The 16,250-nt window shown below is 46.6% G+C and carries 16 protein-coding genes; 7 read left to right on the top strand and 9 right to left on the bottom strand.

Annotated features, from left to right (window positions below; translation table 11 throughout):
• Window positions 1-96: 96 nt before the first annotated feature.
• A complete protein-coding gene (gene cobA / locus RH949_RS21530) occupies window positions 97-1,710 on the bottom strand; it encodes a uroporphyrinogen-III C-methyltransferase (RefSeq protein ID WP_446356011.1) in 1,614 nt (537 codons plus the stop codon).
• A gap of 149 nt (window positions 1,711-1,859) precedes the next feature.
• On the opposite strand from cobA, the gene RH949_RS21525 reads away from it, so the two are divergent.
• On the top strand, window positions 1,860-2,228 hold the full coding sequence (locus tag RH949_RS21525; protein WP_006103906.1) for a hypothetical protein: 369 nt from the start codon (window positions 1,860-1,862) through the stop codon (window positions 2,226-2,228).
• A 360-nt stretch (window positions 2,229-2,588) separates the two neighbouring features.
• Here RH949_RS21525 and thiL read toward each other — a convergent pair whose 3' ends face one another.
• Together thiL and RH949_RS21515 are read right to left on the bottom strand one after the other, a co-directional pair.
• Entirely contained in the window at window positions 2,589-3,596 is a 1,008-nt protein-coding gene (gene thiL / locus RH949_RS21520) for a thiamine-phosphate kinase (protein WP_446356009.1), read from the bottom strand.
• Window positions 3,597-3,616: 20 nt separating this feature from the next.
• On the bottom strand, window positions 3,617-3,913 hold the full coding sequence (locus tag RH949_RS21515; RefSeq protein ID WP_006103918.1) for a hypothetical protein: 297 nt from the start codon (window positions 3,911-3,913) through the stop codon (window positions 3,617-3,619).
• Window positions 3,914-4,141: 228 nt separating this feature from the next.
• On the opposite strand from RH949_RS21515, the gene RH949_RS21510 reads away from it, so the two are divergent.
• Window positions 4,142-5,401, top strand: a complete 1,260-nt coding sequence (locus RH949_RS21510) for an RNA-guided endonuclease InsQ/TnpB family protein (protein WP_044209638.1) — start codon at window positions 4,142-4,144, stop codon at window positions 5,399-5,401.
• A 502-nt stretch (window positions 5,402-5,903) separates the two neighbouring features.
• Here the strand turns inward: RH949_RS21510 and RH949_RS21505 are convergent.
• Complete coding sequence (locus RH949_RS21505) at window positions 5,904-7,052, bottom strand: peptidylprolyl isomerase (protein ID WP_006103902.1); 1,149 nt, start codon at window positions 7,050-7,052, stop codon at window positions 5,904-5,906.
• Window positions 7,053-7,369: 317 nt separating this feature from the next.
• Between RH949_RS21505 and efp the strand changes: the two genes are divergently transcribed.
• The 3 genes from efp (at window position 7,370) to RH949_RS21490 (ending at window position 9,061) form a co-directional block, all read left to right on the top strand.
• Entirely contained in the window at window positions 7,370-7,927 is a 558-nt protein-coding gene (efp, locus tag RH949_RS21500) for an elongation factor P (protein ID WP_006103982.1), read from the top strand.
• 146 nt (window positions 7,928-8,073) lie between these two features.
• Complete coding sequence (gene accB, locus RH949_RS21495) at window positions 8,074-8,613, top strand: acetyl-CoA carboxylase biotin carboxyl carrier protein (RefSeq protein ID WP_446356006.1); 540 nt, start codon at window positions 8,074-8,076, stop codon at window positions 8,611-8,613.
• Between the two features lie 94 nt (window positions 8,614-8,707).
• Window positions 8,708-9,061 (top strand): ArsR/SmtB family transcription factor, encoded by a 354-nt coding sequence (locus RH949_RS21490; protein WP_044209635.1) that lies wholly within the window; start codon window positions 8,708-8,710, stop codon window positions 9,059-9,061.
• A gap of 339 nt (window positions 9,062-9,400) precedes the next feature.
• Here RH949_RS21490 and RH949_RS21485 read toward each other — a convergent pair whose 3' ends face one another.
• Both RH949_RS21485 and RH949_RS21480 read right to left on the bottom strand, forming a co-directional pair.
• A complete protein-coding gene (locus RH949_RS21485) occupies window positions 9,401-10,009 on the bottom strand; it encodes a GerMN domain-containing protein (RefSeq protein ID WP_446356003.1) in 609 nt (202 codons plus the stop codon).
• A gap of 205 nt (window positions 10,010-10,214) precedes the next feature.
• Window positions 10,215-11,003 carry an LmeA family phospholipid-binding protein gene (locus RH949_RS21480; RefSeq protein ID WP_446356001.1) on the bottom strand — a complete coding sequence of 263 codons (789 nt, stop codon included), beginning with the start codon at window positions 11,001-11,003 and terminating at the stop codon, window positions 10,215-10,217.
• Between the two features lie 154 nt (window positions 11,004-11,157).
• On the opposite strand from RH949_RS21480, the gene RH949_RS21475 reads away from it, so the two are divergent.
• Window positions 11,158-11,358 carry a hypothetical protein gene (locus RH949_RS21475; protein WP_006103978.1) on the top strand — a complete coding sequence of 67 codons (201 nt, stop codon included), beginning with the start codon at window positions 11,158-11,160 and terminating at the stop codon, window positions 11,356-11,358.
• Between the two features lie 154 nt (window positions 11,359-11,512).
• Here RH949_RS21475 and RH949_RS21470 read toward each other — a convergent pair whose 3' ends face one another.
• Together RH949_RS21470 and RH949_RS21465 are read right to left on the bottom strand one after the other, a co-directional pair.
• Window positions 11,513-12,502 (bottom strand): GDSL-type esterase/lipase family protein, encoded by a 990-nt coding sequence (locus RH949_RS21470; protein ID WP_446355999.1) that lies wholly within the window; start codon window positions 12,500-12,502, stop codon window positions 11,513-11,515.
• 186 nt (window positions 12,503-12,688) lie between these two features.
• On the bottom strand, window positions 12,689-13,060 hold the full coding sequence (locus RH949_RS21465; protein ID WP_006103903.1) for a hypothetical protein: 372 nt from the start codon (window positions 13,058-13,060) through the stop codon (window positions 12,689-12,691).
• 250 nt (window positions 13,061-13,310) lie between these two features.
• On the opposite strand from RH949_RS21465, the gene RH949_RS21460 reads away from it, so the two are divergent.
• Window positions 13,311-13,499, top strand: coding sequence for a heavy-metal-associated domain-containing protein (locus RH949_RS21460; RefSeq protein ID WP_006103988.1), 189 nt, complete (start codon window positions 13,311-13,313; stop codon window positions 13,497-13,499).
• A 107-nt stretch (window positions 13,500-13,606) separates the two neighbouring features.
• Here RH949_RS21460 and mnmG read toward each other — a convergent pair whose 3' ends face one another.
• Window positions 13,607-15,553, bottom strand: a complete 1,947-nt coding sequence (gene mnmG, locus RH949_RS21455) for a tRNA uridine-5-carboxymethylaminomethyl(34) synthesis enzyme MnmG (RefSeq protein WP_446355997.1) — start codon at window positions 15,551-15,553, stop codon at window positions 13,607-13,609.
• Window positions 15,554-16,250 lie beyond the last annotated feature (697 nt).

Here is a 16,250-nt window from a genome sequence, read left to right as displayed (position 1 = left end):
CCCGTCGTGTTTGGACGCCTGTAAGCGGTTTGCTGGGGGCGTTGAATCTCTGGCAAATTATGGCAATTAGTGCGGCTGCGGTTTCCAGAATGCAATTTATGTTTGATTTACCCATTGTACAATGGCTTGGGTTAACCCTTCTAAGGTATACTGTTGCGCCTCTACATCCACTCGTCCTAAGAGTTGTTGACAGGTTTTAGAGGTTTCTGGACCAATGGAGGCAATACAGACATTTTCCAAAAGCGAGAGTGGATGATTACTGTTTTTGTCCAAAAGCTTCCTAAAATTTTTGACGGTTTTAGAACTGGCAAAGGTAATAATATTGACGGTATGATTTTGCAACGCTGCCGCAGCTGGGGGTGCTATTTCCCCTGGACAGGTTGACTGATAGGCTGCTACTTCCACAATAGTAGCACCCTGGGCAGTTAAGTCTTTGACTAAAACCTCTCGTCCCCCAGTTTCTACACGCGGGAACAGGATAGTTTGTTCCGCCAAGGGTTCCGGAAAATGTTCAACTAGAGAATCGGCGACAAAATCTGGGGGAATAAAATCTGGATGTAATCCCCGTTCCTTTAAACTAGCCGCCGTTTTCTTGCCCACAACAGCAATTTTGACGCCGGATAACGCACGACTATCTTTTCCTAGTGTCAGCAATCGTTCAAAAAAGTACTTGACGCCGTTACTTGAGGTGAGAATTAACCAATCAAAATCGGATAAATTAGTAATGGCTTGATCTAAGGCGTCCCAACTCGACGGCGGTGTAATCACCAAGGCGGGCATTTCAATCACCGTTGCGCCTTCTTTCTCCAACAAGTCCCGAAATGTACTCGACTGTTGCGCCGAACGAGTGACTAAGATTGTTTGACCCTGAAGCATCTGCGGGAAACTACGTTTATTAATGTCCTCGCCTATTGTCTCTTGTTTTGGGGTAAACTCAACGGGTAACTGTTGGTGCGATCGCAAATAGTCTCGTAATCCTACCACTTCTCCCACGACAATCACCACCGGAGACAGGGAGACACCCGCCGTTTGCTTAACAATACTGGACAGGGTTCCTACCCAAACCTGTTGCTGAGTCTGTCCACAAGCCCGAATCACCGCCACAGGGGTTTGATAGGATTTGCCATAACGCTGTAGCTGCTGAACGATAGTGGCTAAATGACGCCCACCCATTAAAATAGCCAGAGTATCGATTCGCGCCAATGCTTCCCAGTCTAAGGCTTCGGGTTGATGCGCCGTCAGGACAGTAAAACAGCGACTCAAAACCGCATCAGTCAGGGGAATATTTGCCAGTAATGGTGCAGCTAGGGCAGAGGAAATCCCCGGTACGACTTCAAAGGCACAATCGGCATCGGTTAACGCTTGAATTTCCGATGTAGCCCGACCAAAGATAAAGGGATCACCACTTTTTAAACGGGCGACTTGCTTTCCTTGTTGGCATTGTTCAACCAACAATTGATTAATCTTTGCTTGTGGAGTTGAGGGACGCCCCCCCCGCTTTCCCACATCAAACTGGCGGCAATTTGCGGGGACTAATTGTAAAAGTTGGGTGTCTACTAAAGCGTCATAGACTAATACCTCCGCTTGACCAAGAAGTTGTTGCCCGCGTAGGGTGAGGTATGCCATACTTCCGGGTCCAGCACCGACGAGATAAACTTTACCCAAAGGGCGTCGAGAACCCAGATTTTTAGCAGGATTGGGGTGAATCATTCTCAAAATTTAAACCGTTTTGGTGAATACATCCCTCTTAAGTATAATTTTAGTTATCACCTAGGTGATAAATACACAGTTACAAATAATCCTACATCAGGGGAATGTATTCCGTTTAATCTGACAGGTAAAATGGACTGTCGAACTACATGGAAATCAATAGTATGCAATTTATCCGCGAAAAACTCTTTTCTGCACGTCCAGTGCGTTTTCTCATTGCTGCTTCACTGTGTACATTTTTGTTTTTATCAAATGCTTTGCCAGCAGTGGCTGTGGGTGGCTCTGATAAAGGTGGCACAACCCTAGACGAAATAGTCGAGAAGGCTGAACAAGTCGTCAAACAAGAACCGCGTTCTATGCAACAGGTACAAGCGGAGGCGAATAAAAGTACGAATACGGTTCAAGGATCAGCGAATAAAGAAAAGATGGAGCAATCTCAAGATTCTAAGTCCGGACCGGCTATGGCAGAAGACATCAACGAAGCGGTCAAAGACATGGAAGATACTGATTATGATTAGAGCATCATTCAATTATTAATACCACATCCGCCTTTATCACCCCATGCAAGAGGAGGCGATTGAAATCGCTGCTACACAAACAAAGTCCGCCTGCGCGGACTAGGGGGCTGTCTTAGGTTTGAGTAGTTCAAGGTTAAGCAAGATCCCCGACTTCTTAGAGAAGTCGGGGATCTGTCTGTGTACCTAACTTACTTTAAAAGCCCTGTAAGCTGTCATGCATTTAAATTAGGAATGGGTAGCAAGGAGGAATGGAAAACAGAGAACGTTTACAGATTATTAGAAATAGCTTATATATATGAGCGCACATTTTCCCACTATGAAATAATAGTATCAAAAACTAATCGAATTGTCTAGATTTTTTCAAAAATGCTGAAATCCTCGACTTAGGGTTAATAATTCATCCGCATACTTTCCTGTACTATCCCGGAGACAAACCGACCTACCGGATGTAATGTAACCAATAATGGCTGATCCGGCTGCAAATTTTTCGACAAATACCTGAGCCAATGGTTCAGACAAACATAACACCAGTTCAAAGTCTTCACCCCCATACAAAACCCAATCCCAAACTTGTTCTGGAGACGTTAGCTGAGGTAATACGGAGGGGATAGGAATCGCATCCCGTTTCACCACAGCCCCCACCCCACTCGCTCGACAGATTTGGGCGATCGCATCCGCTAGTCCATCACTGCTATCCATTGCGGTTAGGGGGATTGGAGATTGGGAGGCTAGACTTTCCCAGAGTTGAGGTAAGATATCTAGTCTTGGTTTAGGGCGTTGGTGAGCTTGGATGAGACGCGATCGCTCTTTTTCATTCAAGTCTTTGCCGAATTCCGGATTAAGTAACAATTCCAACCCAACTCGTGATCCACCATGAACTCCTGTCACCACAATCGCATCGCCGACTTTAGCATTAGAACGCCGCATGACGCGCTGGGGTAAGACTTGACCAAATGCAGTAATCGATACCGTAATCACCGGAGACTGACAAACATCACCCCCGACAATGGGCGTATTATACGGCTGTAAACACTCAGACATACCTTGATAGAGTCGTTCAACCCAACTCACCGCCACATCACCCGGAAGACTCAAGCCAACCGTAATCCCCAGAGGCGATGAACCCATTGCAGCTAAATCCGATAAATTTGCCGCCACCGCACGCCAACCCACATCTTCCGCCGACGTCGTGCGATCGCTAAAATGAATTCCATCTACTAAAACATCGGTTGTCACCACTAATAATTGCCCCGGTTCTGGATTTGGCATAATCGCCGCATCATCACCCACAATATCTGAGGGACAAAAGCGCTGTAATCGTTTTAAAACACCCTGTTCTCCAATATCTCTAATTACATCATTGCTCATTTGTCAATTTATGGGTTTCATTATTCATTCATACGCCGATGTAGTTTCGGAAAGCGATAGTAGGTATCTCCATCCGGATCAACTTCTGGGATAGCATTAAACACCTGAACTTGGTGTTCCAAATACTGCTGTGCGATTTCGGGTTCAACCCTAGCGGCTGCAGCCAACTGAATCAGAGAAATACAGCTATTTTCCGTTTCTAATAACTGATAAAACGTTTCCTCTAATTGCTTTTGTTGACTTCGGGTGGCTTTTTGCAAGAACAAGATACCTAAAACACCTAAAGTGATCACCAATAGCAAGTCAATAATTGGCATATTCAGGGAACAGAGAATAGGGAACAGGAAACAAACCGATGATCCTTACAGTACAAGCGATGGTGCAGGCTCCCTCGTGATTTATCCGAGGGATGAAACCGAATTTCGACAAGCTCAATTGCCGCAAGGCGTCCAGCCTAGCCACTTGAGTTGCGAGTATATTTTTTCTAAGCCTCCTCAATTAATAGTGTATTATAATGTTAGCAAACATTGTATATTGTCGAGCAAGTGTTTAATCTGATTTACGAGTTTAAGCTAAAACCAACTACCGCTCAAGTCGCCACTTTTGCTGAGTGGCTAGAACAATGTCGTCGAGTCTATAACTATGCCCTTTGTGAGCGGAAAGATTGGGCAAATTCCCGTAAGTCTCCACTAAACGCTTGTTCGATTAAATACGAGTACATTATACCAGCGGATGCACCAGCACCCAACTATTCCAGTCAGTGCGAAAGTCTCACTCAGGCTAAAAAAAATATTCCTGCACTTAAGCAGGTACACTCACAAGTGCTACAGCAAACCCTTAAGCGTTTGCAAAAGGCATTTGAGGGAATGTGGGAGAATGGGCGAGGGTTTCCACGGTTTAAGAAAGCGGGTCGGATGCGGTCATTTGTTTTTCCATCAATGGGAAAAGATCCCATTCAAGGGAGATCTGTCAAATTCCCTAAAATTGGGCGGGTTAAATTCATCCAATCCCGTCCAATTCCCGATGATGCAATTATTAAACAAGCACGAATCGTCAGACGGGTATCCGGCTGGTATGTACAGTTAACCTTACAATGGAAAGTAGATGTGCCCTTCGGCAAGCTCAGGGCGTCGCCTGAAATCAGTCCGACTGGTACATCACTGGGAATAGATGTCGGCTTAATGCACTTTGCCGCCCTGTCTAATGGGCGAACGTTTCCCAATCCACGACCATTTAAACATCTAGAAGGCAAGCTTAAATCGCTGCAAAAGAAGGTGTCTAAAAAGCGTCCAGGGTCAAACAATCGCGCCAAAGCACAAGCCAAAGTGTCACGACTACATGAGCGAATAGCTTGCCACCGCAAAAACTACCATTGGGAGTTAGCCCATAACCTTTGTGATTGGGCGGATATGATATTTGCCGAACAACTCAACCTGAAAGCGTTAGGTCGAGGCTTTTTAGCTAAACACTGCCTAGATGCAGGGTGGGGTCAGTTTCTCGATATCCTATCTCAATGTTGTTTTAAGCGGGGTGTGTACTTCCAGAAAGTACCCGCAGCCGGAACAAGTCAGACTTGCCCCAACTGTTTAGAGGATACAGGTAAGAAAAAGCTCTCTCAACGGGTACACAAATGCCAGTATTGTGGGTATGAATGTGATCGGGATGTAGCATCCGCTCGCATTATAGAAATTAAAGGACTGCAAGCCGTGGGACACACGGTAGGTAAGCTTTCTGAGGGTAAAGGTTTCATCCTAGAAGATGTAAAACTCTGCCTCCCTGTGACGGAAGAATCACCCGCGTTTTAACCGGGTGAGTGTCAACTTAACCTGAATGGCACGCTCAGATGAGGCTGGTGGGCATTGCCCACCCTACGGGATATCAAGGGCTGAAGGGGTGACAAGCTAGCGTCAAAAGTAGGCAGGGTGTGGGGTATGGGGTGTGGGGCTGGCTCTGTAAGGAACACAAAAGCCCATCAGAGGAGATCGGGTATAGAGTTTTTGGTGACTCCCTGAGATTAGTTCAACACCTCGACTCCGCGGCAATTGAGCGTTCGACTAAGCGCTCACGCCGAAGTCCTGTCGAAATTCGGTGTTGACGCTGAGCGGAGTCGAAGCGAGCGACTTGTACCGAGCGCAGTTCGACTAGGCTCACTGACCGTCGAGGTAAGTCGAAGCGTCAATTTTTCCCTACACTTTACACCCTACATCCCTACACCCTACACCCAGTAGTACCTTCAAGACCCTTGTCACCCCCTCAGTATCAAGGGTTTTGGCAATTCCAAACGGCTTATTGAGCGTGCCATTGTACTTAAGCTGCAACGTCGGGTTCAACCAAATTATCAGCACCCTGAACAACTGTAGCTGACTCAATGATATCGCCGAGTTCTAGCTTGTCCAATACGTCTTTCCCCTCAACAACATAACCAAAGACCGCATAACGCCCATCCATAACATTAAAACCAGGAGGGGTTAACTCACTATCAAACTTGAAGAAAAAGAACTGAGACGAACCCCCATTGGGATCATCTCCTGGACGCGCCATGGCGACAGCACCGTAAGCGGAGAAAGGAAGCACGGGTTCATCTAAATAAATCCCCGCCTGTTCTAAGGTCATACCATAGATGGGTTCCTCATCTCCCCTGACTAACACTTCAAAGGGAATAGCCCGATATTCACCTGTCTTGGGATCGATAAATCCTTCTTCAGGTCCAGGTGGATCACCAGTTTGCACGTAGAAGTCTTCAGTACGGGTAATTGCCAGCTCATCATAAAAACCCCGTTGCACCAAATCAACAAAGTTACCCGCCGTAACCGGGGCGCTATAGCCATCAACGACTAAGGTCATATCCCCTTTATTCGTAGCTATCTCTATCGTGGCGCGACCTTTGAGTTGAGGTAAATTACTATACTCTGAGGGGACTTCAAAAGGAAATCCCTTGACCATCATTCGTTCCAGTTCACCCACCTTGTCAAGGATTTTGCCTCGCTCAATCCAGACGGCTTCTTTATCCTTGGCTTCAACTGCTTCTCGGAGTGAAACGATATCATCTTTCATGGTGGTAATGATCGCTTCAGCTTGCGGTTTTTGCTCCTCTGGGATGTCAGCCAGCACTTTTTCCGGGCGATTGCTCAAAATTACATCCGCTTTGGTGATATCCCGGTTAATCGGACTCCAGCGCTTTCCCCGTAACTGAGTGGCAATATCTTCGAGACTTGCTTGCACGTTCCGCACCGCTTGGTTTTCAATGGGCAGAGCATACCGCAGTAGGGCTTTGCCATCAGTAATCGCATTCCCTTGCGCCAAGCGACTTTCTCGGGCAGGTGGTTGTTGATCATTACCAAAATTCCACCAGGCACCGCTTAAACTTACGGAGAGTGTCACCAGTAGCAGCGCCACAAAACTGGTTTTGAGCAGACGTTGGCACCAATCGAGCTTGAGAATTTTTAAAGGTCGCATAAACATATCGCCTAAGGCTGAATACCATTAGGTTGAGGCTAACTTACAGCATTGAAACAGATATTCTTCATCTTGCCATACGGGGTGTCCGTGCCAAAACATCCGAGCGCGAATACCTCTCTTGCCGAATTAACTATGGGAATGTTCTTCTACAAAGGTATAATAGAGTGCCGAATGTTATGCCCAAAGTTATGCCGAAGCCGTCAGCCGTCGCGAATTAGGGGTTTGACAAGTCTGATGTGGGCGTTACGTTTAATGCTGACCTCAATGCCAGCTACAATATCTTGCGTACACTATTCCCCAACCCTTGAGGAACAATGATTTCAAGTAACGACTTTCGCACGGGTGTCACGATTGATTTAGAAGGATCGGTGTGGCGGGTGGTGGAGTTTCTCCACGTCAAGCCTGGAAAAGGCTCGGCTTTTGTCCGCACCAAGCTGAAAAATGTTCAGACGGGGAATGTCATGGACAGAACCTTTCGGGCTGGGGAAACAGTACCCCAAGCCATCCTAGAAAAACGCACCATGCAGCATACCTACAAAGATGCTGACCAATTTGTCTTTATGGATATGGAAACCTTTGAGGAAAATCGCCTCAATGAAGAGCAAATTGGCGATCGCGTCAAGTATCTCTCCGAAGGGATGGAAGTCAATGTGGTGACGTGGAATGATCAAGTCCTGGAAGTGGAGTTACCCAACTCCGTGGTGCTGGAAATTGTGGAGACTGATCCGGGTGTCAAAGGTGATACCGCCACAGGTGGTACTAAACCCGCTACGGTGTCTACGGGAGCGCAAGTGATGGTACCACTGTTTATTTCCGTCGGCGAGCGAATTAAAATCGATACTCGTAACGATTCCTATCTGGGTCGCGAGTAAATGGATCTGAACCAATCAATCAACAGCTAAGGTGAATATCCAAACACCGCTTTTGCCCAGCTCAAATCGTGATCAATCCTGCCTGAGGTATCATGTAGAACTCTAACCTTGAATTTTTCCAGAATTCCTATCTCCCTAATTTAGTTGTGCCATTAGACTTCAACCAAATCCGTGAACTGCTAACCGCGATCGCTCAAACCGATATTGCGGAAGTGATATTGAAAAGTGATGACTTTGAACTGACGGTACGTAAAGGATTATCCGCCAGTCCTCCTAGCGACTCAACAGTGAGTCGAACAGATACCGCTGTAGCGTCCAGCGTGGGAACAGCGGTGGCTGGAATGGCTCCCCCACCGCCTCCCCCTTCCACACCCACACCTGAACCAGCACCATTGGCTCAAACGGGAACAGCTTCAGCTACACCGTCTCCAGGAGTGGAGTCAAAATGGGAAGAGGTGAAGTCGCCCATGGTTGGCACATTTTATCGGGCACCATCGCCAGATGACACCCCTTATGTCGAAGTTGGCGATCAGGTTCGCGTCGGTCAAACTATCTGTATCATTGAAGCGATGAAGTTGATGAATGAACTTGAAGCCGAAATATCCGGACAAGTGATGGAAATTTTGGTCGAAAATGGCGAACCGATTGAATATGGTCAACCGTTGATGCGGATCAATACAGGGTAAATGAGCGATGTAAAGGATTGATGATTACTCTATTGTTATCAATTGACCAAAAATAGGCTAAAATTTGATGATCACCTAATTTCGGGTTAGACCGATGCCAAGAGTAAAAACAGTCCCTCAAGAGGTCGTCCAACAAGTTTCTGAGTATTTTAGTATCTTAAGTGAACCTATGCGTCTACGCCTGCTCAATTTACTCCGCGAAGGTGAAAAATGTGTCCAAGAATTGGTAGAAGCCACAGAGACGAGTCAGGCAAATGTCTCTAAGCACCTGAAAGTGATGCTACAGGCGGGAATACTTAGCCGCCGCACTGAAGGCACATCTGCCTACTACAAGGTAGAAGATGAGCTGATTTTTGACCTATGTAATTTAGTGTGCGATCGCCTCGCTACCCGCATCGAACAACAAGCCCGCCATTTTCGGAACTTTACTTTGACGAACAAAGGGTAGAAGGGGAATTTTTTTGTCCAAAAATTGAACCGAACAGGCGATCTAAGTACCGGGACATAAATTCTGTTCGCTGTAAGCTGTCATGCATTTAAATTGGGTATTAGTAGCGAGCAAGATGGGTATTAGTAGCGAGCAAGATGGGTATTAGTAGCGAGCAAGATGCAAAGCCTGCGGCATGGCTTCGCTAAACGCACTACAAGGATTGCGCCATTATTGATATTTAAGGTTTAAATGCCGAACAGCTTACTCAGTTAACAAGCGTCAAAACCTTACTGTTCCCCGTTCCCCGTTCCCTGTTTCCTTGTCCTCAGGCTAAACTTTAATCATGGTTGTTTGACCTTAAAGTTGAAAGTTTGTTTCAAAGTTTTGGCGAGTCATCGGTTGATCGACGATCAACCCTTCACCTCCTAAGACTTCAAGGGGTTTTCCTTCCACATTAATCCAGATTTGAGCATCCGGATCTAAGCTGGTGGCTGTATAGATAATTTGTCCGAGGCGGCTTTGCATCGAAGTACTGCCACCCCCTGTGGTAAAGTCTTCAGATAGATCTAGATGCACTCCGTCAGATTTGATCGAAAGATTCCGTAGCTCAGTTCCTTCGGGAATTGCCGAGGCTACCGCTTGCTGTTCAGGTCCAGACAATAATTGCTGGAATGCCATCTCTAACACTTCAGATGGATTATCAGCATTTTCGACAGTAATGGAACTGGGAACCAATTCAATTTGATTATTGACAGCATCAACCCAATACACTTGAACCTTTTGTTCAGTCGCGGGCGGCGTGTCTTGGGGCGATTGGGAGAGGGTAGGCACTTCGGATTGGGGGGGTGAGGCGGTAATCGTATTCCAAGCCCACCAAGCGCCTCCACCAGCGGCGGCTAACATGGCGACGGAAACACCAGCGATCAAACTTGTGGGAATACGACGTGTATCTTGTGGATTTTGCATAGTTATTACCTGTCCAATCGTTCAATGTTTTGTAGGATTAAGAAAAAATGTGATATTGTTTCACTGACAATGTTCCCTCTGTTTCCTTAACAAGGGCGGGTTTAGTTCAGTTAGGGCTTATCTCCAAAACGTTAGCGGTAAAACCCGCCCCTACAGAACGTATAAACTACCCAGACCTTAGGTGGGAAACGTATGAGGTGCAGGTTTAGTCCGCTTGCGGTACATCAGCTCGAACAAATGCGGCTATCTGTAGATCCTGATTATCTATCTCTAATTGTAAGAGTCTGACCGTAATCCCAGCATCTTCCAAGCTACGGAGATTGGCGCGATCGCTTATTCCCTTGGCGAAGCCTTCAACCAAGCGAGACGGTAGCGCTTGACCATCAACGGTTACTTTTGGTTCAATCAGTTGCAAGCGATGTCCGGCTTCAATCCCCAATCCAGATTCCACAACGATGGCTAGGGATTGACGATTCCCTTCCACCGCATCCACTTGGAAACGCAGGCGATTATTTCCCAGCAACTCTAATCGAGGATTGAGAAACTGGTAACGTTGTGCGGTATCTCTGGAGAGACGACTACCGAGTTGTTGTAATTTTGCAGCAACTCTAGGAGACTGAAGCATCTGGTTGAGATCCGATTCGGTTAAAACCAGACGCACCCCTGCTTGTAACGGTTGACGTAACGAGGCTAAGGGCGACGTTTGACCCTCCTGTCTCAGACGGTTGATATCCAGATTAATCGGATCAGTTTCGACTTCTAGAACATCAATCCGAATGTCTGGTGTCAACCATAACCCTCGACCCGCAATCCGGACTTGTTCGAGTTTCCCTTGCAAAGCTCGATAATTCGGCGTATTGTCAATCCGCACATCAAGCTGTTCAACTCTCTCCAATTGAGAACTCAGGACATTTTCCACCACGCGATCGATGATTAAGCCCGGAGGGGAACCCAGCGTGAGTAACGCCGATAGGAGGATGCTCAAAATTTCCATATTTCGGTGGAGTTGTTTATATTACTTAACATTTAACCCCTAAATCTTTAAACTTTATTGCAGTTTTATTACAGAGTGAGAGCCGATTGCCATAGGCATGATACCTTCAATGAGGTGTTGACGAAAAGCACAAGCCTAAGGAAAGGAGGACATTTTGGATTTGCGTTCTGCTCAAACCCCCAACGACTTTGTTCATGAAGATATTAGTGAGTACGTGGCTCAGCTCCAGCTACACATGGCGTTACAAGCCCGGAATTTAGTCCCGACTCTCACCAAAGCAGTAGATAGCCGAGAGCAGTTGTTACAGCAAACCCAAGCCACCTTGGAAAAGCTAGCGTCTCGACAGGCGGTTTAGTTGAGTGGTGAGTGTTGACCCTTCGCTTCGCTCAGATAACCGATTTGGTAGGGGCGGGTTTCACAACTATCGTTTCTGATCTCACCCTAGATGTAACTAAACCCGCCCCGACTGAGTGTTGTTTGACATAAGACATAAGACATAAGACAAATAATTAACGACTCGCCAAAATTAAAGCATCGGCGTAGTTTAAAGCCTCTTGCCACACAGCATAGCCGCGTCTGGCGAGATGAATCCCATCAGTAGTTAACTCCCGTTGCATTTGACCCTGATTATTCACAAACAAACGGTGCAGGTTAAGATAGCCTGCACCTTCTTGCTGTGCGATCGCGGCGATGTGTTGATTCAGGTTGCGGATGCGATCGCTGGGAATAGCGCTTAATCGTGTGGGTAAAATAGACTGAACAATAATTTGGGCTTGTGGGTGGTTTTGGCGTAAGCGCTGGATGATGTGGCGGGTATTATCGAGAATCACGCGATCGCGAACCCCCTGACGCAAGTCGTTGGTGCCAGCCATGACATAGATTGTATCGGGTCGGGTTTGGGAAAAAGCCGAGAGTCGCTCCAGAATTTGGCTAGAGTTTTCCCCAGAAATCCCCTGATTCAGCCAAAATTGACCGCTAGGTAGGTTGGCTGTAGGAAACCAAAGACTCAAGGAATCGCCCACTAAAATAGACAGACGATTATTCCCCTGTCCCCTCGCCATCGCTTTCGCTTCTTCTGCAAGTAGCTGTTTCCATTGAGTATGAGTGGGTTTAGCCAGTGTCGCTTTACTCCAAACCGACTGGAAACTATCAGCCGGGAGGCGGGTATAGGTTTGACCTCTATTTAATGCGGCTAATCGTTGATAATAGAGTTGGGTTCCCGATTTAGGGGAAATGTTACGTTGAGAGTTAGTAGTAAGCGCTTGATTCGTGGTGGCACTAAAGTGCCCACTACTAACCGATGAACTAAACTCAACACCAGGGATTTCCACCCCAGAGATCATCGGTTGAGTGACGACGGAGTGCGAGTGATCAGCTTTAGCGGAAGCCAACAAAGCCGACAAATTCTCGAACAGGTTGGGAACCAGTGGTGGTGGCGGGGGTGCAGATACGGGACCAACGGTAAGCAGACTGGCTGCTAGTAAATAGGGATCGCTCATGGTACATTCCATTACTCTCTCTTTTTCCTTTGACAGGAATTTGCCAGAGTATCAGGAATATATGGCAGAAGGCAGGAGGGTTCTCACTGTTCCCTGTTTCCCCATCTCAAAAAGCAGGGGAAGCAGGGGAAGCAGGAAAAGCAGGGGGAGGGAACGTTATATCTTTGAATGCAACTTGGTATGGTATCACTTCTGCTTCTGTTGATCTCGCAAAAAAGCAATAATGACAGCTTTTCTCAGGGTTGCCTCGATGGAATTGATAAAGCCTATCGCAACGAATAGATTATTCATTGACAATTGTATAGTTTGTAAAGCATTGTTGACTTCTGTGTGATTGTCCTCGATCCATTTTTCCAGAAATTTATGCTCTGTTAACGCTTCGTCAATATCATTCTGGGAAAAAAATCGCTGCAATTTGGATGATTTTTTCATGGAGTTAATTCTCTTGTCCAAATCCTCTCCAGATGAGTTCACTTGAGGACGGGTGAATAAGGCAGAAATTTTTGGCATGATTGATGTGGGACGAACGGTTTCACTTAATATATTGACACAGTTCAAAGGTGTTTTGTTTAGAAATATATACGGCAATAAGCGTAAAAAATACTACGTCAATTATCGTAAATCTTGTTAGGTATTATTTTTTCATAAAAGATATAAATCAGCCAAAAAGATGACATGGAAATAAATGAAATTTGTCCGCCTAAGCTTTTTGAAAAATTCATACTTTAGAGTGAAAAACAAAAAGCAGCACTTCGCTATAATGATAGATTGAATAAAAAACTGGAGTGAAATCTACACGATGGCAGCAATGAAATTCAACGTTCCGAGTATTGCTTGTGATGCTTGCGCCAAAACCATTAGCGAAGGGATTCGTACTCACGAACCTGAAGCGAAAGTCGATGTTGATGTGGCAAATAAGACGGTTAGCGTGGAAACTGAGGCGTCTCAGGAGTCGATTAAACAAGTCATTACTTCAGTTGGGCATCAGGTGGAATAATATCTAATCTGGCATTATAGAACCCCCTGTTCTTTGTAAATTGTAGAAATAGTAGAGACGTTGCATGCATTGTAGAGACGCGCCATGGCGCGTCTCTACTAAACAAATTAGCCTGAAATGGCTGAGACTGTTGGCATTTGGGAATCTGAACGGTTTGCTCCCAAGCGCGATCGCACTTCCAAATACACCAGCAAAGCATTAATATCAGCCGGGTTCACCCCACCAATGCGAGAAGCTTGACCAATTGTCAGGGGTTGAACCTGGGAGAGTTTCTCGCGAGATTCCTTGGATAAGGTTTCAATGGCATCATAATCCAGATCCGTGGGTAATCGTCGCTGGCTTTGACGGGACACTTGATCAATCTGATTTTGCTGGCGTTGCAGATATCCGGCGTATTTGATATCGATTTCCGCGCCGTCTCGTTCAGCTTGATTGAGACTGGAGTTTCCTAATCCGTAGTGATCCAGATTGGTATAGTGGAATTTGGGACGACGCAGCAATTCAGCCAGGGTAATCGAACCCTTAATCCGTTGCTGAGTATCCGACGCGATCGCAACACCTAATTCCTCATGTTCTTTGATCCGTACAGTCTGAAGTCGTTCCTTCTCCGCCGCAATATTGGCTTGTTTTTCAGTATAAAGTTGCCAACGGCGGTCATCAATTAAGCCAATCTCTCGCCCCAAGGGAGTCAGACGCCGATCAGCATTATCGGAACGCAGGAGTAACCGATACTCGGAACGACTGGTTAGCATCCGGTAGGGTTCTCGCAAATCTTTCGTACATAAATCATCAATTAATGTACCGATATAGCTTTCCTCACGGGGGAACACCAACATCTCTTGATGTCGCACATAGCGTACCGCATTAATCCCCGCCACAATCCCCTGGGCGGCGGCTTCTTCATACCCCGTTGTTCCATTAATTTGTCCAGCGCAGAATAACCCCTCAATTTTTTTGGTCATTAACGTGGGAAAACACTGGGTTGCAGGGAGATAATCATACTCCACCGCATACGCCGGACGCAGCATAGTACAGTGTTCTAATCCAGGGAGCGATCGCAACATTTGCAACTGTAGCTTCTCTGGTAATCCTGTCGAGAATCCCTGGATATAGAGTTCGGGAATGTCTCGCCCTTCCGGTTCAATAAAGATCTGATGGCTTTGCTTATCCGCAAACCGGACAATTTTATCTTCAATACTGGGACAATAACGGGGTCCTTTGGCATCCACCCAACCCCCATAAACCGGAGACAGATGCAGGTTTTCCCGAATCAACTGATGCGTTTCTGCCGTGGTACGGGTAATATAACAATTCATCTGTTCCCGTTCCACCCACACCTCTGGGTCAAAGCTGAACCAAGACACCACCTCATCCCCAGGTTGAGGTTCCATCTTACTGTAATCCACCGATCGCTTATCCACCCGCGCCGGGGTTCCTGTTTTCAGGCGTCCGGTTTCAAATCCCAGTCGGTTCAGAGTTTCCGTCAATCCCACGGCGGCAAATTCTCCAGCGCGTCCAGCGGGCATCGACTTATTTCCCACCCAAATACATCCACCCAGGAACGTTCCCGTTGTTAATATAACCGCAGGGGCTTGGAATGCTACACCAAAATAAGTCTGAACACCGATAACCTGATCATTCGCACCCAGGACTAAATCCGTCACCATCCCTTCCCGGATAACCAAATTCTCCTGGTTCTCGACAATCCGTTTCATCACCGCCGCATATTCCCGCTTATCGGTTTGCGCCCGTAACGCCCAAACCGCAGGTCCGCGCGACTGATTCAGTACCCGCTTCTGGAGATAGGTACGATCTGCCATTTTACCAATTTCTCCCCCCAAGGCGTCTACCTCGTGGGCGAGTTGGGATTTAGCTGGCGCACCCACAGCGGGGTTACAGGGTTGCCAAGCAATTTTATCTAAGTTCAGGGTAAGTAGCATAGTGCGACATCCCAGACGGGCGGCGGCGAGTGCGGCTTCGCAGCCAGAATGTCCAGCACCGACAACGATGACATCAAAAGCGTCTTGGAAATCTACGGGGGAATTTGTGGTCATGGTTAGTGTTTGAGTGACAAGGACTCATGGTTCATTCTACCGAATTCCCTGGTAGAGACGCGCCATGGCGCGTCTTGACATTGATATCGGGGCAGATTTTACCGTTATCTTTATTCAATGTAGGGGCGCAAAGCTTGCGCCCTTAAACATGATGTCAGTCGGTGGACACAATAAAAGCTAACAGTAGAAATTGTTATTTGTCCTTTGTAGGGGACTGTGTGCTTCTCCTCCAAGGCTTCCCGGATTGCGCTTTTTATAGTGAAGCGAACGCAAGAGTCCTGTTGATTTTATGGGCGCACGTCGGTGCGTCCCTACAGTTTCTGGATGTAATTCTAATTCATCAAATAAGCCAGTAGGGTGGGTTTCGACTTCGCTCAACCCACCAGCCTTAATTCAGGTAAGCGAACCTTATCCAGCAGCTAATAGCACTCCCACAATCGAACCTAAAGCATTTGCCCCTGCATCTCTTTCCGTGTCGTTCTGGCAATAAAAATCAGTCAAATTGGATTACAATAAATGAACTTAAATCAGGGCAAGGATGAGAATTGAGGAGTGACTAAGATGAGCGAATATGATTCGCCATGGAAGGAAAGCATTTCGCTATATTTTCGGGAGTTTTTGAGTTTCTTCTATCCACGCATAGAAGAGGACATTGATTGGGAACGAGGATTTGAATTTTTAGACACTGAGTTACAAC

It is taken from the genome of Coleofasciculus sp. A1-SPW-01, assembly GCF_040217205.1.
In the GTDB taxonomy this organism is placed as follows: domain Bacteria; phylum Cyanobacteriota; class Cyanobacteriia; order Cyanobacteriales; family Coleofasciculaceae; genus Coleofasciculus; species Coleofasciculus chthonoplastes_A.
The sequence above is the reverse complement of the archived record's forward strand: the minus strand, read 5'-3'. Positions and strand labels throughout refer to the sequence as shown.